At 41.2% G+C, this 20,807-nt stretch carries 20 protein-coding genes and 1 tRNA gene; all 21 read left to right on the top strand.

Translation table 11 applies throughout. From position 1 onward, the window contains the following. The first annotated feature begins 9 nt into the window (after window positions 1-9). The 21 genes from I2E70_RS00905 to lepB all read left to right on the top strand — a co-directional run bounded on the left by I2E70_RS00905 (window position 10) and on the right by lepB (window position 20,807). On the top strand, window positions 10-348 hold the full coding sequence (locus tag I2E70_RS00905) for a hypothetical protein (protein WP_195422991.1): 339 nt from the start codon (window positions 10-12) through the stop codon (window positions 346-348). 1 nt (window position 349) lies between these two features. Then, on the top strand, window positions 350-616 hold the full coding sequence (locus I2E70_RS00910) for a hypothetical protein (RefSeq protein ID WP_049522677.1): 267 nt from the start codon (window positions 350-352) through the stop codon (window positions 614-616). A gap of 1 nt (window position 617) precedes the next feature. Beyond that, the gene (locus I2E70_RS00915; protein WP_195422993.1) at window positions 618-917 is read left to right on the top strand and encodes a phage head closure protein; all 300 of its coding nucleotides are present in this window, start codon (window positions 618-620) and stop codon (window positions 915-917) included. Next, on the top strand, window positions 914-1,273 hold the full coding sequence (locus I2E70_RS00920) for an HK97 gp10 family phage protein (RefSeq protein WP_049483851.1): 360 nt from the start codon (window positions 914-916) through the stop codon (window positions 1,271-1,273). The genes I2E70_RS00915 and I2E70_RS00920 overlap by 4 nt, the downstream gene beginning before the upstream one ends. Further along, the gene (locus tag I2E70_RS00925) at window positions 1,270-1,593 is read left to right on the top strand and encodes a hypothetical protein (RefSeq protein ID WP_118095682.1); all 324 of its coding nucleotides are present in this window, start codon (window positions 1,270-1,272) and stop codon (window positions 1,591-1,593) included. The genes I2E70_RS00920 and I2E70_RS00925 overlap by 4 nt, the downstream gene beginning before the upstream one ends. 11 nt (window positions 1,594-1,604) lie before the next feature. Further along, the gene (locus I2E70_RS00930; protein ID WP_195422995.1) at window positions 1,605-2,177 is read left to right on the top strand and encodes a major tail protein; all 573 of its coding nucleotides are present in this window, start codon (window positions 1,605-1,607) and stop codon (window positions 2,175-2,177) included. 15 nt (window positions 2,178-2,192) lie between these two features. Continuing rightward, entirely contained in the window at window positions 2,193-2,591 is a 399-nt protein-coding gene (locus I2E70_RS00935; RefSeq protein WP_195422997.1) for a hypothetical protein, read from the top strand. A 278-nt stretch (window positions 2,592-2,869) separates the two neighbouring features. Next, complete coding sequence (locus I2E70_RS00940; RefSeq protein WP_195422999.1) at window positions 2,870-5,950, top strand: phage tail tape measure protein; 3,081 nt, start codon at window positions 2,870-2,872, stop codon at window positions 5,948-5,950. Continuing rightward, window positions 5,944-6,669, top strand: a complete 726-nt coding sequence (locus tag I2E70_RS00945) for a phage tail protein (RefSeq protein WP_195423388.1) — start codon at window positions 5,944-5,946, stop codon at window positions 6,667-6,669. Before I2E70_RS00940 ends, I2E70_RS00945 begins: the two co-directional genes overlap by 7 nt. Window positions 6,670-6,701: 32 nt before the next feature. Further along, window positions 6,702-10,616 (top strand): phage tail spike protein, encoded by a 3,915-nt coding sequence (locus I2E70_RS00950; RefSeq protein WP_272161181.1) that lies wholly within the window; start codon window positions 6,702-6,704, stop codon window positions 10,614-10,616. Window positions 10,617-10,629: 13 nt separating this feature from the next. Beyond that, the gene (locus I2E70_RS00955; protein WP_070666157.1) at window positions 10,630-10,851 is read left to right on the top strand and encodes a hypothetical protein; all 222 of its coding nucleotides are present in this window, start codon (window positions 10,630-10,632) and stop codon (window positions 10,849-10,851) included. After that, on the top strand, window positions 10,851-11,522 hold the full coding sequence (locus I2E70_RS00960; protein WP_195423003.1) for a hypothetical protein: 672 nt from the start codon (window positions 10,851-10,853) through the stop codon (window positions 11,520-11,522). The genes I2E70_RS00955 and I2E70_RS00960 overlap by 1 nt, the downstream gene beginning before the upstream one ends. Before the next feature lie 18 nt (window positions 11,523-11,540). After that, complete coding sequence (locus I2E70_RS00965; protein WP_195423005.1) at window positions 11,541-11,993, top strand: phage holin family protein; 453 nt, start codon at window positions 11,541-11,543, stop codon at window positions 11,991-11,993. After that, the gene (locus I2E70_RS00970; protein WP_195423007.1) at window positions 11,990-12,319 is read left to right on the top strand and encodes a phage holin; all 330 of its coding nucleotides are present in this window, start codon (window positions 11,990-11,992) and stop codon (window positions 12,317-12,319) included. Before I2E70_RS00965 ends, I2E70_RS00970 begins: the two co-directional genes overlap by 4 nt. 9 nt (window positions 12,320-12,328) lie before the next feature. Beyond that, the gene (locus I2E70_RS00975; protein ID WP_195423009.1) at window positions 12,329-13,075 is read left to right on the top strand and encodes a CHAP domain-containing protein; all 747 of its coding nucleotides are present in this window, start codon (window positions 12,329-12,331) and stop codon (window positions 13,073-13,075) included. Between the two features lie 32 nt (window positions 13,076-13,107). Further along, window positions 13,108-13,845, top strand: a complete 738-nt coding sequence (locus I2E70_RS00980; protein ID WP_195423011.1) for a hypothetical protein — start codon at window positions 13,108-13,110, stop codon at window positions 13,843-13,845. Window positions 13,846-14,135: 290 nt separating this feature from the next. Further along, a tRNA-Ser gene (locus tag I2E70_RS00985) sits at window positions 14,136-14,223 on the top strand. An 83-nt stretch (window positions 14,224-14,306) separates the two neighbouring features. After that, window positions 14,307-17,408, top strand: a complete 3,102-nt coding sequence (locus tag I2E70_RS00990; RefSeq protein WP_195423014.1) for a DNA polymerase III subunit alpha — start codon at window positions 14,307-14,309, stop codon at window positions 17,406-17,408. A gap of 84 nt (window positions 17,409-17,492) precedes the next feature. Continuing rightward, window positions 17,493-18,506, top strand: a complete 1,014-nt coding sequence (gene pfkA / locus I2E70_RS00995; protein WP_070673889.1) for a 6-phosphofructokinase — start codon at window positions 17,493-17,495, stop codon at window positions 18,504-18,506. Between the two features lie 69 nt (window positions 18,507-18,575). Next, on the top strand, window positions 18,576-20,081 hold the full coding sequence (gene pyk, locus I2E70_RS01000) for a pyruvate kinase (protein WP_195423016.1): 1,506 nt from the start codon (window positions 18,576-18,578) through the stop codon (window positions 20,079-20,081). A 165-nt stretch (window positions 20,082-20,246) separates the two neighbouring features. Beyond that, window positions 20,247-20,807, top strand: coding sequence for a signal peptidase I (lepB, locus tag I2E70_RS01005; RefSeq protein ID WP_003006560.1), 561 nt, complete (start codon window positions 20,247-20,249; stop codon window positions 20,805-20,807).

The raw sequence follows: 20,807 nt of genomic DNA on the forward strand, positions 1-20,807 counted from the left end.
AGGTATCACATGCCCTATACAGTAATCCGTCCATTCAAGGACATGCGTGATAAAGAGCAACATGAATATAAAATTGATGATGTATTTCCACGCAAAGGCTATGAACCTGATCAAGAGTTTGTTAAAGGACTCTTGACAGGCTTTAATTCAGCAGGTTCAATCTTTATCACTGATGAAGTGGTTAAGAAAGCTACTAAGAAAGCAGAAGAGGCTGATGAAGAGGTGGAAACAACTACTGAGGAAGTAGAAGAAACCTCTGAAGAGGTGGAAACAACTACTGAGGAAGTAGAAGAAGCCACTGAAGAGAAACCAAAGCGCAAGAAAGCAACTAAGAAAGAGGAAGAATAGCATGGACACTGGTCAGTTAGTGGAATTACTTAAAATCAAATTAGGAATTGCTTCAAATTTGCGAGATAAAACACTAGAGAAGATTGTCTCAAGCGTCATCAGCGAATTAACAAACAATCTGGGTGTTGAATTGGTTCCAGATCGTGCTGACCATGAAATGTTCATTGTTGACTTTGCTGCTTATCGCTATGAAGGTGGTGTTGATCTACCACGTCACCTTCAATGGCGCTTGCACAATCTGCAAATCTCTTCCAAGAAAGAGGTGTGAGATGTGGAATGATGAAATCACATTGATAGGTTTTAAAATTACAGGCAAGGACAAGCTCAAGCAAGATCTAGCTGAGAAGGTAAAGACTACAATTTTCTGTAAAAAGAAATCTATCACACGGTCAGAATTTTACCAAGCTAATCAGGCTGGCATTCGTCCAAATCTGATTGTTGATATTCACAGCTTTGAATATGACAATCAGGAATTTGCTGAATTTGGCGGTAAAGAGTACCGGATTTTGAAGACATATCCAATCAACCTCAATATCCTTGAATTGACTCTGGTGGAGAAAATGACATGAGCCAAGATCTAGCCAGTCAAATTGCTAAAGCATTAGCAGAGTATTCCACAGAAGTTGAAGAAGAAGTGGACAAGATAGCGGAAGAAACAGCAGAAGAGGCCGTCCAAGAATTAAAAACCACAAGTCCAAAAAGTCCAAGGGCAAAAGGTGGTAAGTATGCCAAATCGTGGAAAAAAACAAAAATGGGGAAAGGTAATTTTGTGGTTCACAACACAAATTACCGTCTCCCACATTTGCTTGAATTTGGCCACTTAAAGAGGAACGGGGGACGGGTTTCCGGAATAGTACACATCAAGCCGGCAGAAGATCACGCTATTGAGAATTTTGAAAAGAAATTGAAGGAGCTTGGAAGATGAAGCTGTCAGAGTTTGCAGAAATTTTGGAACAGGCTGGCCTGCCTGTCACTTACAAGGCATTCAGGGAAGGAAATGTCCCCACGCTGCCTTACCTTGTCTATTTTGAAAGCTTGCCATCTATCACAGGAACAGACAATCAAGCATCATACATGATCCGTGCTGTCACTGTAGAATTGGCATTTGAACGAAAAGATGAGGAGCTAGAAGAACGATTGGAAGAGCTGTGGAATGACCACAAGCTCTTTTATGATGTTCAGGAAGAAAATTTTATTGAATCAGAAAGACTGTTTGTGAAGTCTTATGAAGTCTATCTATATTGAGGAGGAAAGAAATGACTGAAAACAAAGTTACATTTGGACTTGAAAATGTCCATGTGGCACCAATCCAATCAATCAGTGAAGCAGGAGTGATCACTTATGGTCCAGTATTCCGCTTCCCTGGAGCGATGGAATTGACGCTGGACCCTAAAGGGGATTCAGGATCAGTGAAAGCTGATAACATTGATTATTACTTCGTCAACTCAAACGAAGGTTACGAAGGTAAATTCAAAGTCCCACACATCATTGAAGCATTCGCAACAAAAATTTTGGGCGACATCAAAGACTCTACAACAGGAGTGGTTACAGAAAAAGCAGATGCGAAGACAACCAATTTCGCACTTATGTTTGAATTTGCTGGCGATGCTAACAAGACACGCCATGTCATGTATTACTGTTCAGCAAGTCGCCCATCGAGCGGATCAGCTACCAAGAACGGAACCAACGTGAATGAACGTGAATTGAGCTTCAATGCCAGCCCTCGTCCCGGTGACCAAGTTGTGAAACGTTCCATTACATCAGCGGATGATCAAGAAGTTTATAAGAAATGGTTTGAAAAGGTCTATGAACCTAATCAAGCTTTGTAATTAAGGAGGCCTTAAATGCGTAAGAGTGTGACCATTAGTGAAAAGGAGTATGAGCTTGTAACCAATGCTTACACTCCTATCGCTTATAAGAGTGAGTTTGGGAAAGATTTCTTCCAAGATCTTTTTGGAATGATCTCAAACCAGAATATCATGCAAATGGCTGAGAATGGCAACAATGAAGTTGACATCAACATGTTGGCCAATTTTGACATGACCTTCTTCAATCGCTTGTTTTGGGTTTTCACAAAATCAGGAAATCCACACATCAAGCCTTATGAACAATTTTTTATGGAAATGGAGGAATTTCCTTTGCAGGACATCGCTCCAATTCTAATGGAAATGATCAACGACACAATGACATCAAAAAAAAACCAGATGAGTCAGAATCAGCCAGTGATGAAATCTTTACAGTAGAATCATATCTTTCTTGCTGTAAAGAAACTGGTCTCACAATTGATGATCTAAAGCACATTTCAATTGGAATGGCTCTGGATTATCAAACAGATTATGTGAATTTGCGTACTGAAAACAAATCAGAAACACGCAAGGCCACACAGTCAGATTTTGACTCATTCTAGTCTGAAATAGAGTGCTGAGAGGAAGAATCTGAGGTCAAGTTCATCGAATGAATGGACGATTGATCACAAGAATCCTTTAGGCGCTCTTTATATTTTTATGTGAAAGGAGGAAACATGGCCGGTAATATTAAAGGGATAAAAATTGAAATTGGCGGTGACACACAACCCCTTCAAAACGCCCTGAAAAAAGTAAATTCTGCCTCAATGGAGGCAGCAAAAGAATTGAAGAGTATTGACAAGGCTCTGAAATTTGACACAGGGAATGTGACCCTGTTGGCTCAGAAACAAGAAGTGCTTCAAAAGCAAGTCTCAACAACCAAGGAAAAGCTGGAAACACTGAGACAGGCGCAAGCACAAGTTGAAGCTCAATTCAAGAGCGGTGACATTGGTGCTGATCAGTACCGTGCATTTCAACGGGAAGTGGTCCAGACAGAGAACATTCTGAAGGGCTATGAGAACAAACTTGAGAATGTCAATAAGGCATTAGATGGAAATGGGAATGCTACCAAGTCCAACCGTGAACAACTGAAAGAGCTTCAAAATGAGCAACAGCGCCTTGCAAGTGAAGGTGATAAAGTTGTCAGCTCATTCAAGCTACAAGAAAGCCAGATGGGTTCCAATGCCAGTGAAGCAGATAAGCTGGCACTTGCTGAACAGAAAATAGGGAAGCAAAGCGAGATTGTTGCCCAACAGGTTGAGAATCTTGAGAAACAGCTTGCTCTTGCAAAACAAGAGTATGGCGAGAACTCAACAGAAGTCAATAAGCTAGAAACTCAACTGAATGAGTCCAAGGCTGCTTTCAACGGGCTTGCCAATGAAATGGAGAATCTTGGTGAGTCAGGGAAGAAAGCCAGTAGCGGTCTAGAAGAGACAAATAAGCTTCTAAAAGCTGAGTTACTGAATCAATTTTCCGAAAAGCTATCTGAAATCAGTCAAAAGTTGGTTGATTTTGGGAAGAGCGCTCTAGATGCGTTCCGGGAAATTGATGAAGGAATGGACACTATTGTCACCAAGACTGGTGCCGGTGGGAAAGCTCTTGAAGAAATGCAAGGAATTGCTAATGGCATAGCCACTGAGGTACCTACGGATTTCAGTACCATCGGGAATGCTGTTGGTGAGGTCAATACTCAATTCAAATTAACTGGAGACGCTTTGAAAGTGACTTCAGAAGACATGATCAAGTTCTCTGAGATCAACGGGACGGATGTCACAAATGCTACAATCCAATCGAAGCAAGCAATGGAAGCTTATGGCCTATCCATTGATGACCTAACAGAGATTCTGGATAATGTAACCTACGTTTCTCAAGATACCGGGGTTTCTGTCGATGAGTTGATGAAAAAAGCAACTGATGGAGCGCCTCAAATCAAGATGCTTGGTCTTGAATTTGGTGAAGCGGTTACCCTTATTGGTCAATTCGAGAAAAACGGGGTGGATTCATCCTCAGCGCTCTCTGGACTGACAAAAGCCGCTGGTGTATATACCAAGCAAGGAAAGACCATGAAGCAAGGTCTGAATGAAACCATTGAAGCCATCAAGAACAGCAAGTCAGAGACTGAAGCAATGGGAATTGCTATGGAGATCTTTGGTGCTAAGAAAGCCCCTCAGATGATTGACGCAATCAAACGTGGGAAATTCAACATGGAAGATTTAGGCTACACTTCGCAAGTGTCAGCCGGTCTGGTTTCTCAAACTTATGAAAACACTCTGGACCCTATTGACAAATTCACCACAGCACAAAACGGTTTGAAAATCGTTATGGCTGAAGTTGGTGGAGCAATTGCTGAAACATTCGCCCCAGCGTTAGATGTTCTTGTAGGACTTTTCAAAAACGTAGCAGAATGGATCAAACAGCTACCTGGCCCGGTTAAACAATTCATTGTAATAATGGGATCTATCACAGCAGTCGCTGGTGTGATCGCTCCTTTAATTGTGGGATTCATGGCATTAGCAGGAGGAATAGGAGCAACCATAGCGGCCGCCTTGCCAATAATAGGGGTTATTGCCGCAGTAGTAGCGGCTATTGTTGGCATTGGTTTAGTCATCAAAAACTTATGGGAAACCAATGAGGGTTTCAGGACCGCTGTTGAAACCGTCTGGAATGCTATCATGTCAGTCATCAATACTGTTGTCAAGGCCATCTCTGACTTTGTAATGCAAATCTGGGGGACATTGACAACATGGTGGAATGATAATCAACAACTGATCAGACAGACAGCAGAGACTGTCTGGAATGCCATCTCAGCGGTAGTGACAACAGTCATGAATGTTCTTGGTCCATTCATTGAAACTGCATGGAATAACATTTCAACCATAATTTCCACGGTCTGGGACACCATCAAAACCGTAGTAGAAACAGCCATCAACGTGGTATTAGGCATCATTAAGACTGTGATGCAGATCATCAACGGGGATTGGTCTGGGGCTTGGGAGACCATCAAGGGTATTGGTGAAAATATCTGGAACGGGATCAAAAGTATCTGTGAATCTGTATTCAATGCAATGGCTCAAATCTTGTCTGGAATTTGGGACACAATTTCCGGTACGGCTTCAACTGTTTGGAACGGGATCAGCTCAACTCTATCTGGGATTTGGGATGGAATCACAGGAACAGTTTCAACTGTATTCAATGGGATTTCTAGCACAATTTCAGGAGTTTGGAATGATATCAGCTCAACCGCTTCAAGCATTTGGAATGGGATCAAAGACACAATTGACACAGCTATCAATGGAGCAAAAGATCTCGTAGGAAGAGCCATTGACGGAATTAAAGGTTTCTTCAATTTCCAATTCAAATGGCCACACATCCCACTACCTCACTTCAAGGCCAGTGGATCACTGAATCCAATGGACTGGCTGAAAGGTAAAGGGATTCCAAGTATCGGAATTGACTGGTATGCCAAAGGTGGGATCTTAACCAAGCCCACAGCATTTGGCATGAATGGAAATAGCCTCATGGTTGGTGGTGAAGCCGGAAAAGAAGCAGTCCTACCACTGAATGAACGTAACTTGAGCGCCATTGGTCGGGGTATTGCCCAAACAATGGATCCACAAGGAACCGTGATCAACATCAACATCTCTGACAACATCATCAGAGAAGAAGCTGATATTGAGAAGATCGCTAATAAAGTATCTCAGAAGATAGCTGCTGAATTGAGAAGACAGAAAGAATTGAGAGGAGCGCCTGCATTGTAAAGTACAACGAATTGATTATTGATGGAATTGGGACTTCATCATTTCCATTTGATGTGATTGTGCTTGAAGGCCCTACAATTCAAGTAGGTCTATCAAAGGACAAGCTATTGAGCCATGATGGAGTTAGTGGATACATCGTTCAGTCAAACCCTCACAGAGAAGCGATTGAAAAGAAATACACTCTTCAACTCATCAACCCAACAGAATTGCAAGTCCTTGAATTCGTCCAATTCCTTTCCAAAAGGAATTTCTGGCTTGAGAATCAACAGAACAAGCTCACAAGATGGTTCTGTTATCAGACAAAGGTGTCTGACACTCAGAGAGATAAAACTAAAATGTATTCTGTGGAAGTGACATTTGTTTGTCACCCCACAAAATACATGAAGAACAACGATGTTCAAACTCTCACCTCAAATGGTGTTCTCAGACTACAAGGCAGCTCACTAGCGTTTCCTAAAATCACAATTAAAGGCAATAGCTCATCTGAGACTAGCTTCACGATTGGGAAGCAAACCATCAAGCTTGAACAGCTATCTGAGAGCGCTGTGATGGTGAATGATCCACAGAATCCAAGCTTCTTGGACAAGAAAGGAAATCTGGTGAAGTGGTCAGGAGACTTCATCACAATTGATGCTAACCAAGCTCAGAAGACTGTCGGTGTGGTTTTGGGGCCAGGTATTCAATCACTTATTTTTGAAACCAATTGGGGGTGGTTATAATTCTATATCTATTAGACAGAAATGTTCAAACAGTGAAATGGAACGGGCAACCACTCCATGAAGCAACCAAAGCAGAAGTTGAAGAAGTGACCAATGTGAGCTACACGCTCAAAGTTGACTACCCAATCACAGACACTGAAATTTATAAGAAATTTCAGGAAGACATGCTCATCATCGCCCCAACTCCTATCACTGGCCGGCAACTGTTCCGGATTAAGGAAATCAGCGAGCAAGATGACACAGTGAATCTGACTTGCCAGCACATCACAGAAGACATCTTCAAGCGCTCTGTTCGTCCTATAAAGGTTTCAAATTCAACTTGTCAGATCGCCTTGAATGCTATGATTTCAGCAGTCAAGACACCACTTGGGAAGTTCTCTTTCACAAGTAACATCATGGACAATAGAACCTTCAACACTACAGAAGATGAAACGCTTTATAAGATCCTGATGGATGGAAAACATTCCATCGTGGGTGCTTGGGAAGGTGAGATGATTCGTGACAACTTCCTGATTGACATTCCAAAGAGTCGGGGCATTGATCGTGGAGTGGTTATCACCACACATCAAAACTTGAAGCAATATGAACGGAATAAGAGCAGTTCCAGCATCATCACAAGACTTCATCTGAAATCAACCTTCAAGCCAGAGGGAGCAGAAGAAGACACGGTTCTGAAAGTCACTGTGGACAGCCCCCTCATTGGAAGCTACCCTTATATCAATGAAGCTGAGTATGAGAACAATGATCTTACTACAGAGGAAGAATTGAGAAAATGGGGTGAAGCCAAATTCAAGAATGGTGACATTGACAAGTCCACTGATCAGATCAAGGTTGAAGCTTATGAGCTAGATGGTCAGACTGTGCATCTTGGTGACACAGTGACCATCATGAGCTTGAAGCATGATGTCATGCTGAAGAAGAAAGCTGTGGGCTATGTCTTTGATGCTCTGTCAGAAGAGTATATCTCTCTTACATTCGATGACAAGGCTGGCCACGGTGGAGGCATGTCAGGCTCTAATGGAATTTCTGATGTAGCATCTGAAATCCTTGATACAGTCCAAAAGACTCAAGAGGATGATGAATACTACAAGAAATTGAAAGTATTGGTTGACAATGCCAACAGGGCTTTTGAAGACAAGGCAGGAGCCTTGGAAAAAGAGATCACTGATGGGCTTGAGCAAGCAAAAGCACAAGCTGAAGTAGTCAAGGAAGAAATCTCAGCGCAGGTAACTGAGAAGATCGACGCTGCCAATCAGAAAAACAAAAATGAAATTGTAGAAGAGTTCAAGGCTCAATACAATGGCATTGAAGTCAAAATGGAAGGCTTTAAGGCTACTACTGACCAATTAAAGGCCAGTGATGCTGATATTCAAAAACTGATCAATGACTTTAAGGCTCAGACACAAAGTCAATTTGTCGGTGTACAAGGCGCACAATCACGCTTTGAGCAGACTACTGAAAAAGCCATCTCTGACCTCACTAATGTGGCCAATGGCAAGGCTGATAGGTCATTTGTTGAACAGACAGTGAATGGCATCAGAGAAGAATTAACTTCAATTGGTGTTGGTGGTGGACCTAACATGCTCCGAAATTCCAGAGCAGATGAAGGCCTGAAATATTGGATCGAAGCAAATAACAGATTAGCATTCACAGCGCATAAATTCTATTTTAATGGCCAGAAGAGAATATTTGAATTGCGCCCCGGTGCAGTCGTTAAAAGTCCACGTTTCATTGTCAAACAAAATGCAGACTATACATTAAATTTTTTAGGATTTGACAACAATTCAAAAATGTTCAAAGTGTATTTCTGCAAACGCAGAAAAGGTTCAATCTCTGACTTTGAAGAAAAACAGCTAATCTATGATGGCAAACCAAGATTGACAGATGGACCTGTTTTAGATGGAGACAGAGCAATCAAGAAATCATTCCAATTTAATGTTGGAAATTTTGATGATGGTTATCTTCAATTTGAATATGAACGCAACAATCCAAATAAATGGGGCGGCCTATTTTTAACAGAACTTGACTTCTACGAGGGTACAAATGACCGTTTGTGGCAACCAGCCCCAGAAGATCAAAATTATCTAGTAGAGCAAGCACAGGCCACTTTTGAGAAGACAGTGGAAGGCCTATCCACTCAATTAACTAAATTAGAGACCAAGACTGGTCCAAGCGGTGAACTTGAGCAACGCATGCTGACATACTCTGAGAAAGCTGCTGTGGACGCTTTAAAAGCAACCAGACAGATTCTAGAACAAGGGTATGTTGCTAAATCTCAATATACGGAAGATGTGGCTGGAATCACAAGAAGATTTGATGAAATCGTGCAAGCAGGGGAGAACCTGCTTAAAAACAGCGGTAATCCTCAAAATGTGGAGGGATGGGGGTATTATGATCCCGGATTGAGTCCAGCAGTAACGGTCTCAACTAATCCAATCTACTACAATGAATCAAGAAAACTCTTCAAACTTGATAATTCAACTGATAATGTCAAGGTAGCAGCATCCCAACGCTTCAACATCAAAAGAAATACAACTTACACGATTTCATTTGATGCAATTGGATCAGATAATCTTAAGAATGCCACATTCTACTTCCTAGCACGAAAAAAAGGTGAGACGGGGACTTTTACAAAAGTGGTCACACTTGCTGACAAGATCACTGTGCCACAAGATAGAACCACACGCTACTATTTCACAGTCAACACTGAAGACTACGATGAAGCATTTTTGAGATTTGACAACAATGGATCATCAAATGGACAGTCAGCAAGTCTATATTTTGGTGACATTGATGTGTATGAAGGATCTATCAAGAGAGCTTACCAACCGCCAACAGATAACGGTTCATCTGTGATTGAAGCCAAGCTTGCTGAGTACAAGCAGACAGTAGACGGACAATTTACGACAATCACCAATCAAATGGGTGACATGCTGAGAAAAACGGATATCCAGATCACACCAGGTCAGATCTCATTTGGCACAGGTAAGAGTATCAATGGAAGGACCATCAGTTCCTTGCTTGTGCAAGAACCAGAAGCCATTGCCTTGATCGCTCAATTGATCAAGGTTAAAGGTGACATGGTAGTTGATGGATCCATCACAAGCAGGCATCTGGCTTCTCAGAGCGTCCGAACTGGTCACATGGAATCTGGATCAGTAACCACTCAAATTCTGGCCAGCAATGCAGTCACAGCAGATAAGTTGTTAGTAGATTCAGCCATGATCAACAAATTTGTATCAAATCAAGCTTTTATTAGAGAACTGATTTCACAACAGGCTTTTATTACTGAGTTGAATTCCATCAAGATTGCTGCTGAAAGAATTCAAGGTGGACGATTGAGTGCCAACAACGGGGCTACAGTATTTGACTTAGATAACGGGACTATCAATCTATTTTCAAATACTGGCACAATTCGAAGAATCGATGATACAAGCTCCTCACAATTTATCAAATTTAACCAAGTTGGTCTTATTGGTGAGTATCTAAGAGACAATAAGGCTGCCAGAATCGTCATAGGAACAAATCAAGACAAAACTGAAAATACAGAAAATGGAACATTTGCTGGGATGCGCTTGTGGTCAGGAGCGAAGAATGATGTAAAAGAATCTTTGTACGAACTTGTTGGTGATCGAATCATATTCTATGCAAATGGTCAGTATAGAAGTCCTTGGATTATTCACAATAATACTAAAGATGGAAATAGCTATTTGATTCCAATGAATGAAAAAGGCGTTAAACATAATTTAGGGCGTGGCGATAAACATTTTAGCAAAGCTTATATAGATGATCTATTTATTGGGAAAGGATCACAAAATGTAGGAGGCTATCTATGGGATATCTTGACTTGTTTTGGTATTCTCGCTCGTTATGGTTGGGATCTAAAAAATGGAGCTGTTCAAAATCATATAAAATCAAATCTCATCAATAAATATGGCTTTAAATAGAAAGGAAATTAACATGAATGAAAATATTCTACTAGCTATGATTGCTGAATTAAACAAGCAATTAGGCGACAAAACACTCGGAGAGATTGAGTTTAAGGCTCGATGTACTTACCTACAAGAAAAACTAGATCAGCTCACACAAGAGCTAGAAATCTATCGCTCTGTCCTAGAATCTGACAAAGATTTGAAGGACCTATTTGAAGAAGTTAAGAATAAAAATGAGGTAAATGCTTAATGAATTATAAAGTACAGTTCAAATCCTATGATCCAGTAGCTAATGCCACAAAGGTTTCCATCAAGCAAGATTACCCTTACCGGGTATTTGAAGAATCCCTTCCAAATAACCGCATGGGAGATGAAGAGACAGCCCTTGTGGATGCTGTTCTAAATCTTGTCCGAATGGAATTGGATCCATCTGGCGCTATCGTGGCGCTCAAGAAAGAGCTTGACAAGTCCGTTGATGCCAATAAGAACGCTATCCAGAAAATTCAAGAACTCACTCAAGAGAACGAAAAGAAAGATGTTCTAATCCGAAATAACAAAGCTCTTGCTGACTGGTCTGTCCTTGTAGCTGTGACCAATCAAGATAATCCACTTGATCCAACTCTCTACAAGCGAGCACTTGAGCTTGTGGAAGTTGCTCAAGTAGGCAAGACCTACAAGCAACATGACATCTTCACCTTGATTGATCCAGACCACACTGAAAAATTCAGTGAAGGGAAACGTGTTCTTGTTCAAGTCAACTATGATTTCACCTACAATGGCGAATCCATCAAAGATTTGAAAGGCCCACTTCTCCAAAATGGGAAACTGGCAATCTACAATTGGGAAGTTCCCAAAGAAGAGAAGCAAAATAAGCCATCAGGAGATCTTGAAACTCAACCAGTAGCACATCCTGAATCCTAATTGAAGGGAGTGTGATTGATGTATCAAGAACCAGATGGAATTTTTGGAATTATTGAAGTAGTACGTGACTTCTATGATCACGGAATTGATGAACACATGATTGTATTTCTCTTGATGGCCATTGTGGCTCTAGATATCGTTTTAGGGGTGGCTAGAGCATGGGCCTATCATGAGTTCTCAAGTAGAAAATGGAGAAAAGGGCTAGTAAGTCACACAGCTATGATTTTAATCACAGCCATTGGCTATCCATTCGCTCTATACATGAATCTTGGACCCGTAGTTGATGCCTTCATTGTCGCAATGATAGCAGCCTACGGTTCCAGCATCCTTGCCAGCCTTTCAGCTCTGGGAGTTGAAATTCCTGGCCTAGATCGCCTTGTGAAACAAAATATTGATCATGAGAAATTTCAATTAAAAGATGGCTTGGAAGAGCCTAGTAAACTAATCAAAAAAGGAGAAAAGAAAAAATGAATCAAATCACTGATATCGTAACAACTAGCGCAATGAGTATTCTTGTAATTTTGGTTGGAATTGTTGTTCAGGCAGTCAAAAAATATCTCTTGACTCGTGGAGGAAAGAAAGCTCTTGAAGTTGCTGAAATCCTTGCAAACAACGCTGTGAATGCTACTGAACAAGTAGCAGGAGCATTGGACATCCACGGTAAGGATAAAATGGAGCATGCTAAAACTAGCTTGATTGAAGGACTAGAAGCATATAACATCAATTTAACCAATGACCAACTAAACACATTCATTGAAGCGGCTGTGAAAAAAGCAAATGAACAATGGAAGAAATGAGGTTCTAAAATGGCAACACTAAATGACATTCTAAATTATGCAGAATCTTTGGCAAATCAAGGTGTGGGAGCTGATGCAGATGGTGCATACGGAACCCAATGTGTGGACCTACCAAATTCAATTTCTATCAACTTCTTTGGGAAAGCTCTCTGGGGCAATGCTATTGACCTACTTAATTCAGCCGCTGGGTTAGGGTATGAAGTAGTATATGATGCAGTAGGAGTCAACCCACGAGCAGGAGCCATCTTTGTCATGGATACAACTTACCTATATGGCCATCCTTATGGTCACACAGGAATTGTAATTGAGGACAGCGATGGAGTCACTATGAGAACCATTGAACAGAACATTGATGGAAATGCTGATTCTCTGTATGTGGGAGGGCCTGCAAGATACAACACACGCAACTTTGATGGAATTGTTGGATGGTTCTATTTCCCAACTGATGACACATCTGTGGCATTTGAACAGCCAGAACCATCAGAACCACTGACAATTGAATCAAATGAATTCCATCCAGAAACAGGGACATTCACTGTTGAAGTATCTGCTCTAAATGTACGAGCTGAAGCCGGCATTGGGGCTGAGATTGTAGCTGTGTATAGTGTAGGTCAAGAAATCAACTATGATGGATGGATTGACAATGATGGCTACATTTGGATCTCTTACATTGGCGGTTCTGGAAATCGTAGATATGTAGCTGTAGGACAATCCGAAAATGGGCAACGCATCACAGACTTTGGATCTTTTAAATAGATCTCTGTGATTTGTAGAATAAGAGGATTTAGATGAGCGGAAAAAATTCAACTAATCTGAAACAAACAAAAGGTGGGGAAGTCATCAAACAAGGTGACTCCTCATCTATCTTTGAATATGAATTATTAGACTATGATGGCAACAAATGCAGCTCTCTTGATGGTAAAAACGCTAATATCAAAATAGCAAATGCCAAAGGAAAGAAGACAATTGAAGCTGTTGTAGAAAATTCTAAAATTCAGTTCAAACTTGAAAAAATTCTACCTGCTGGCATCTATCAAGTTGAGGTTGAATGTGATAGGTTCATTTTTCCAAGTGACAAGAGTGCTAAAATTGATATAATTCAATCAATTGAAAATTATCAAATAAGCAACATTGTTGAAATTGATAAAGTCAACATACAGGAAGAAATAGCCACTTACATGGCCACACATCAAATTCAACCAACCAACGACAGCCAAATCATCAAGAGAATTGAAGCACTAGAAAACAGACCACAAACACATTCAGGGACGGTTGACCTAACTAATTATTTGACATCAGATCAATCGTATCAAACATTTGTGACCTATAATGTCCTTCAATCTCAGATGACAACCAACATCAAAGAGAAGCATCTGGAACTTGGAATTGATGCCCTGATAGATGAGAAATTAAAAAATGGCGGTGATTCATTCATCACTGGCCATCAAGCAGAAAACATTTTTGCTTCAAAACAAGAGCTTGAAGCCATCGTTTCACGAGTTCAAGCGCTAGAAAATAAAGCATAGTTTTTCACCCTCCATATTGGAGGGGTTTTTCTGTTATAACAGACATTTCAAAGATTGTCCGTTATAACCTCAAACAACTATCAAAAAATCTTTTCCTATTAAATGACTTCCTTTTGTATCTAAGATGAAAAATAAAACTTGAACTTTCTTGGAAGCTATGCTAAACTAACAATGTGAGCAATGAAGTTGTGAAAGTTTTAGAAGTCAGTACCTAAAACAGACCCTAAAACCTAAAAACAGCTATATAATTGAGTTTTAGAAACTCCCACCGGCTCCATATTTTTATTCATGGAAGATTACTCAAGAGGCTTAAGAGGCCGTGTTGGAAACGCGGTAGGCGTGTAAAAGCGTGCGTGGGTTCGAATCCCATGTCTTCCGTTGTTGAGACATCATTGTGTAGCAGTGGTGTTTTTTTGTACAAAAAAGAGTCCCAAAAATAGACCAGTGAGGGAGGAGAAAAAGTGATTGCACAGCTAGATACCAAATCAGTCTATACCTTTATGGAAAGCCTTGTGACCATAAAAGACTATGTTCACGTGGCTAAAAGCATGGGGTATGGCGCATTGGGAATCATGGATATAGATAATTTGTATGGTGCCTATGAATTTATCGAAGCCTGTCAGGCCCACAAGCTCAGCCCCTTGGTCGGTTTAGAAATTGGACTAGAGGTAGACAATGAAACAATTCCGTTTCGGATGATCGCTCTGTCAACGAAGGGCTACCAGAATCTGATGAAGATGTCGACCGTCAAAATGATGGGGAAGGGCAATTGGGAGGATGTGAAGCACCTAACAGAAGGAGTAGCAGTCATTGTCCCAGCGCCTTTTGTTAGTGGAGACTTGCCGCTTGGTCTAGATTACTTCATCGGAGTTTTTGCGGATACGCCGGTCCAAGAGTTTAGCCACCCTGTGCTCCCTCTTCATACTGTGCGTTTCTTTGAGGTGGAAGATGTGGAAGCCATGCAGATGCTGGCAGCCATCAAGGACAATCAAAGCTTGACAGAAACAGGGCCAATTGATCCTACAACAGTTCTAAAAACTCCTCAGGATTTAAAGAATGATTTTGCAGAGCGATTTCCGCAAGCCATCACAAATCTTGAAAAACTTGTCCAAGGGATTCAATACGACATTGATACTCAGTTGAAATTGCCTCGCTTCAATCCTCAGAAACCAGCTGTTGCGGAATTGAGAGAATTAGCCCAAGCCGGTCTTCTTCGAAAGAACTTGACTAGTCCGGTCTATCAAGAACGTTTGGAGCATGAATTAGACATTATTCACCAAATGGGCTTTGATGATTATTTCTTGATTGTATGGGATCTTCTTCGTTTCGGACGGAGTCAAGGCTATTATATGGGAATGGGACGTGGGTCTGCTGTCGGCTCACTGGTAGCTTATGCCCTGGAGATTACAGGGATTGATCCAGTGGAGAAGAACCTCCTCTTTGAACGCTTTTTAAATGTGGAGCGCTATACCATGCCGGATATTGATATTGATATTCCTGATATCTATCGTCCAGAATTTATCCGTTATGTGAGAGACCGTTATGGGAGTTACCATGCGGCTCAGATCGTGACCTTTTCAACCTTTGGGGCCAAACAAGCCATTCGAGATGTTTTTAAACGTTTTGGGGTACCAGAGTACGAATTAACCTCCATTACCAAGCGTATTGGCTTTAGGGATACACTGACAACTGCGTATGAACAGAATCTAGCTTTTCGACAAGTGATTCATAGTCGAGCAGAATTTGAACGTGGCTTTGAAATTGCCAAAAGAATTGAGGGCCAACCTAGACAGACCTCGATCCATGCGGCGGGTGTTGTGATGAGTGACCAGGATTTGACGGATCACATTCCTCTCAAGTATGGAGAAGACATGTTTGTCACCCAGTACGATGCTCATGCGGTTGAAGCCAATGGTCTATTGAAGATGGACTTTTTGGGTCTGCGAAACTTAACCTTTGTTCAAAAAATGAAGGAAGCCGTCTATGAAAAGTACCAAGAAGAGATCGTGATTGAAGCCATTGATTTAGAAGATCCAGAAACCTTAGCCTTATTTGCTGCTGGGGATACCAAGGGGATTTTCCAATTTGAACAAGCAGGAGCTATCCGCCTTTTGAGACGTGTGAGACCCAATCATTTCGAAGAAGTGGTAGCGACCACTTCTCTCAATCGTCCAGGCGCTAGTGATTACATTGATAATTTTGTCAAAAGAAAGCACGGCCAGGAAAAAGTTGATATTCTGGATCCAGCTATTGAAGAAATCTTACGGCCCACTTATGGGATCATGCTTTACCAAGAGCAGGTCATGCAGGTTGCCCAGCGTTTTGCAGGCTTTAGCCTAGGGAAAGCCGATATCTTACGTCGGGCCATGGGCAAAAAAAATGCAACTGAAATGCACAAGATGGAAGACGATTTTGTCACGGGTGCTCTTAAACTTGGTCATACGGAAGAAAAAGCCAAAGAGGTCTTTGCGATTATGGAAAAATTCGCAGGCTATGGTTTTAACCGTTCCCATGCCTATGCCTATTCTGCCTTGGCCTTTCAGATGGCCTATTTCAAGGTCCATTATCCAGATGTTTTCTTTGATGTCATGCTCAATTATTCGAGCAGTGATTATCTGACAGATGCTCTCCAGTTTGATTTTAAAGTCGCGCCATTATCCATCAATACCATCCCTTACAGAGATAAGTTTCAGGATCGAAAAATTTACTTGGGAATGAAAAATATCAAGGGACTTCCGAGAGATTTAGCGTATTGGATCATTGACAATCGTCCCTTTGAAAGTGTCGAAGATTTTATTTTACGCCTTCCTAATCAGTATCATAAATTACCTCTATTGACGCCTTTAGTAGAACTAGGGTTGTTTGATAACTTTGAGAAGAATAGACGCAAGGTGCTTCACAATTTGCCGAATTTATTTGTCTTTGCAGATGAGTTAGGTAGTTTATTTGCAGATTCTAACTATTCCTGGACAGAAGCGGAAGACTTTAGCCAGGCTGAAAAATATGAGAAGGAAGAGGCCATTATTGGCGTCGGTCTCAGTACCCACCCATTGGTTGCGATTGGGCAAACGAGTCCCTATGAGATCCAACCAATTTCTCAACTCATACAAGGAGAGCAGGCGCGAATTCTCATAGAGGTGCAAGCCATCCGGACCATTCGAACCAAGTCGGGTGATCTCATGGCTTTCTTACAAGTCAGTGATACCAAGAAAAAATTGGATGTGACCCTTTTCCCTGAAACCTACAATCGATTTTCCTCCTTGATAAAAGAAGGTGGCTTTTATTACTTGACAGGGAAGATACAAGAGCGTGATGGGCGCTTGCAGATGATTCTAGCAGAGGCACAACTGGCAACCAATGAAAAGTTCTGGATCCAGTTGCTCGATCATCGTCAGGATAAAACGATTCTTTCTATCTTGAAAAAATATCCGGGCCCATATCCTGTGATATTACGCTATGAAGACGAGAAAAAAACTCTTCAATTGAGGGGCTATACAGTCCAGAAAAACAAAGAATTGGAAGATGAACTAAAGAATCTCGTTATGAAAACGATTTATCGGTAAAAACTGCGAAAAATACGAGAATTTTAGTCTTCTTTGTGTTATAATTACGTAGAATGTAAAAGAAAAAAAGGAGCAAACAACGAAATGAAACGTATTGCTGTTTTAACTAGTGGTGGAGATGCCCCTGGAATGAACGCTGCCATCCGTGCAGTTGTTCGTCAAGCAATTTCAGAAGGAATGGAAGTTTTCGGTATCTATGATGGATATGCGGGAATGGTTGCTGGTAAAATTCAGCCCCTTGACGCCTCATCTGTTGGAGATATTATTTCCCGTGGTGGTACCTTCCTTCATTCAGCTCGTTACCCTGAATTCGCACAACGCGAAGGTCAATTAAAAGGGATCGAGCAATTGAAGAAACACGGGATCGAAGGTGTTGTCGTTATTGGCGGAGATGGTTCTTACCATGGTGCGATGCGCTTGACTGAGCTTGGATTCCCAGCTGTTGGTCTTCCTGGTACGATCGACAACGATATCGTCGGAACTGACTTTACAATTGGTTTTGATACGGCAGTCACAACTGCAATGGACGCGATCGATAAGATCCGTGATACTTCATCTAGTCACCACCGTACTTTCGTAATTGAAGTTATGGGACGTAATGCTGGAGATATCGCTCTTTGGGCAGGGATTGCATCTGGTGCAGATGAAATCATCATCCCTGAAGAAGGATTCAAGATCGAAGAAGTTGTTGAGAGCATCAAAGAAGGTTACGCAAAAGGTCGTACCCACAACATCATTATCTTGGCTGAAGGCGTGATGTCTGCAGATGAATTTGGTCAAGCTTTGAAAGATGCTGGAGATACAAGTGACCTTCGTGTGACTGAGCTTGGGCATATCCAACGTGGTGGTTCACCAACTGCGCGTGACCGTGTTCTTGCTTCACGTATGGGAGCACACGCTGTTAAATTGTTGAAACAAGGAATCGGTGGTGTAGCAGTTGGTATCCGTAATGAAAAAATGGTTGAAAACCCAATCCTTGGTAAAGCAGAAGAAGGAGCCCTCTTTAGCTTGACAGAAGATGGTAAGATTGTGGTAAACAATCCACATAAAGCTGATCTTGGTCTTGCCGAGTTGAACCGTAGCTTGTCTTCAATCTAATTTTATTTCATAAATTCGTTAACCTTGTCTTAAAAAGACAGATATATTTAAAAAGGAGTCATATATATCATGAACAAACGTGTAAAAATCGTTGCAACTTTGGGTCCTGCGGTAGAAATCCGTGGTGGTAAAAAATTTGGTGAAGATGGATACTGGGCTGAAAAACTGGACGTTGAAGCTTCAGCACAAAACATTGCTAAATTGATCGAAGCTGGCGCTAACACTTTCCGTTTCAACTTCTCACACGGTGACCACCAAGAACAAGGTGAACGTATGGCGACTGTTAAACGTGCAGAAGAAATCGCTGGTAAAAAAGTTGGTTTCCTTCTTGATACTAAAGGTCCAGAAATCCGTACTGAATTGTTCGAAGGCGAAGCTAAAGAGTACTCATACAAAACTGGTGAACGTATTCGCGTTGCTACAAAACAAGGCATCAAATCAACTCGTGACGTTATCGCATTGAACGTTGCTGGTGCGCTTGACATCTTTGATGACGTTGAAGTTGGACACCAAGTATTGGTTGATGATGGTAAATTGGGTCTTCGCGTTGTAGAAAAAGATGCTGCAAAACGTGAATTTGTTGTTGAAGTTGAAAACGACGGTATCATTGCTAAACAAAAAGGTGTGAACATCCCTAACACTAAGATTCCTTTCCCAGCACTTGCTGAACGCGATAACGACGATATCCGCTTCGGTTTGGAACAAGGTATCAACTTCATCGCGATCTCATTCGTACGTACTGCAAAAGACGTAAATGAAGTTCGTGCAATTTGTGAAGAAACTGGTAACGGTCACGTTCAATTGTTTGCGAAGATCGAAAACCAACAAGGTATCGATAATTTAGATGAAATCATTGAAGCTGCAGACGGTATTATGATTGCTCGTGGTGACATGGGTATCGAAGTACCATTTGAAATGGTTCCAGTTTACCAAAAAATGATTATCACTAAAGTGAATGCTGCTGGTAAAGTTGTTATCACTGCAACAAACATGCTTGAAACAATGACTGAAAAACCACGTGCAACTCGTTCTGAAGTATCTGACGTTTTCAACGCTGTTATCGATGGTACTGATGCTACAATGCTTTCAGGTGAATCTGCAAACGGTAAATACCCACTTGAGTCAGTTACAACAATGGCTACAATTGACAAGAACGCTCAAACACTTTTGAAAGAATACGGACGTTTGAACTCAGATTCATTTGAACGTAACTCTAAGACAGAAGTTATGGCTTCAGCTGTTAAAGATGCTACAAACTCAATGGACATCAAATTGGTTGTAACTCTTACTAAGACTGGTCACACAGCACGTTTGATTTCTAAATACCGTCCAGATGCTGATATCTTGGCATTGACATTTGACGAATTGACAGAACGTGGATTGATGTTGAACTGGGGTGTTATCCCAATGTTGACAGATGCTCCTTCATCAACTGATGATATGTTCGAAATTGCTGAACGTAAAGCAGTTGAAGCTGGTCTTGTTAAATCTGGTGATGATATCGTTATCGTTGCTGGTGTACCAGTTGGAGAAGCTGTTCGTACAAACACAATGCGTATCCGTACAGTACGTTAATAGACAATTATATCTAAAAGCCTTGCTGGTTGGTCCGAAAGGATTGACCGCGAGGTTTTTCTTTTTCTTCTGGTGTGTGTTGATAAGAATTCTCACTAATGCTTACTTTCTCTTTTTTAAAGATCAAAAACATGGTATAATAAATAAAAAGGAAGGGAGACATACATGCCAAGGAGAGATTTAATTAGAAATGTCATCATTGTCGGTGTACTGGTTTTGGCACTGATTTTGCTTCGAATCTTTGTATTTCATCCATTTAGTATCAATGATAAAATGGCCAATGCTTCTGTGAAAACTGGAGATCTTGTGGTAGCGACTAGAAATGCTCAGGTAGATCGCAGTGATTTGGTCTTATACAAGGTCGGTGGAAAAGAATACCTTGGACGTGTCATTGCCAAAGAAAACGATGAAGTCAGCTACGTAGATGACGTCCTCTATTTGAATGGACAGGCAACACCAGAACCTTACCTAAATAAAATGCTGAATAAACACTTGGCGGCTCCAACGAGTAATGGGTATTATACGGATGATTTCTTCTTATCAGAGTTAAAAGGGACCAAGGCTGGTCGTGTACCATCCGATACTTATCTAGTCTTAAATGATAACCGTGGAGATACAGAAGATAGCCGTGAGTTTGGTTATATCCATAAAAATCAGATCGAAGGAGTCGTGAATCTGCGTCTCTATCCCCTCAATAAATTTGGATTTATAAAAGTGGAAGAATAG

The organism is Streptococcus parasanguinis (assembly GCF_015556095.1).
Lineage (GTDB): Bacteria > Bacillota > Bacilli > Lactobacillales > Streptococcaceae > Streptococcus > Streptococcus parasanguinis_Q.

Bases quoted from the DNA above. Each gene is read 5' to 3' on its own strand.
- I2E70_RS00940 (WP_195422999.1), top strand. From the start codon at position 2,870: ATGGCCGGTAATATTAAAGGGATAAAAATTGAAATTGGCGGTGACACA.
- I2E70_RS00975 (WP_195423009.1), top strand. From the start codon at position 12,329: ATGGCAACACTAAATGACATTCTAAATTATGCAGAATCTTTGGCAAAT.
- I2E70_RS00965 (WP_195423005.1), top strand. From the start codon at position 11,541: ATGTATCAAGAACCAGATGGAATTTTTGGAATTATTGAAGTAGTACGT.
- I2E70_RS00905 (WP_195422991.1), top strand. From the start codon at position 10: ATGCCCTATACAGTAATCCGTCCATTCAAGGACATGCGTGATAAAGAG.
- pyk (WP_195423016.1), top strand. From the start codon at position 18,576: ATGAACAAACGTGTAAAAATCGTTGCAACTTTGGGTCCTGCGGTAGAA.
- I2E70_RS00960 (WP_195423003.1), top strand. From the start codon at position 10,851: ATGAATTATAAAGTACAGTTCAAATCCTATGATCCAGTAGCTAATGCC.
- pfkA (WP_070673889.1), top strand. From the start codon at position 17,493: ATGAAACGTATTGCTGTTTTAACTAGTGGTGGAGATGCCCCTGGAATG.
- I2E70_RS00970 (WP_195423007.1), top strand. From the start codon at position 11,990: ATGAATCAAATCACTGATATCGTAACAACTAGCGCAATGAGTATTCTT.
- I2E70_RS00920 (WP_049483851.1), top strand. From the start codon at position 914: ATGAGCCAAGATCTAGCCAGTCAAATTGCTAAAGCATTAGCAGAGTAT.
- I2E70_RS00980 (WP_195423011.1), top strand. From the start codon at position 13,108: ATGAGCGGAAAAAATTCAACTAATCTGAAACAAACAAAAGGTGGGGAA.
- lepB (WP_003006560.1), top strand. From the start codon at position 20,247: ATGCCAAGGAGAGATTTAATTAGAAATGTCATCATTGTCGGTGTACTG.
- I2E70_RS00935 (WP_195422997.1), top strand. From the start codon at position 2,193: ATGCGTAAGAGTGTGACCATTAGTGAAAAGGAGTATGAGCTTGTAACC.
- I2E70_RS00930 (WP_195422995.1), top strand. From the start codon at position 1,605: ATGACTGAAAACAAAGTTACATTTGGACTTGAAAATGTCCATGTGGCA.
- I2E70_RS00955 (WP_070666157.1), top strand. From the start codon at position 10,630: ATGAATGAAAATATTCTACTAGCTATGATTGCTGAATTAAACAAGCAA.
- I2E70_RS00910 (WP_049522677.1), top strand. From the start codon at position 350: ATGGACACTGGTCAGTTAGTGGAATTACTTAAAATCAAATTAGGAATT.
- I2E70_RS00925 (WP_118095682.1), top strand. From the start codon at position 1,270: ATGAAGCTGTCAGAGTTTGCAGAAATTTTGGAACAGGCTGGCCTGCCT.
- I2E70_RS00915 (WP_195422993.1), top strand. From the start codon at position 618: ATGTGGAATGATGAAATCACATTGATAGGTTTTAAAATTACAGGCAAG.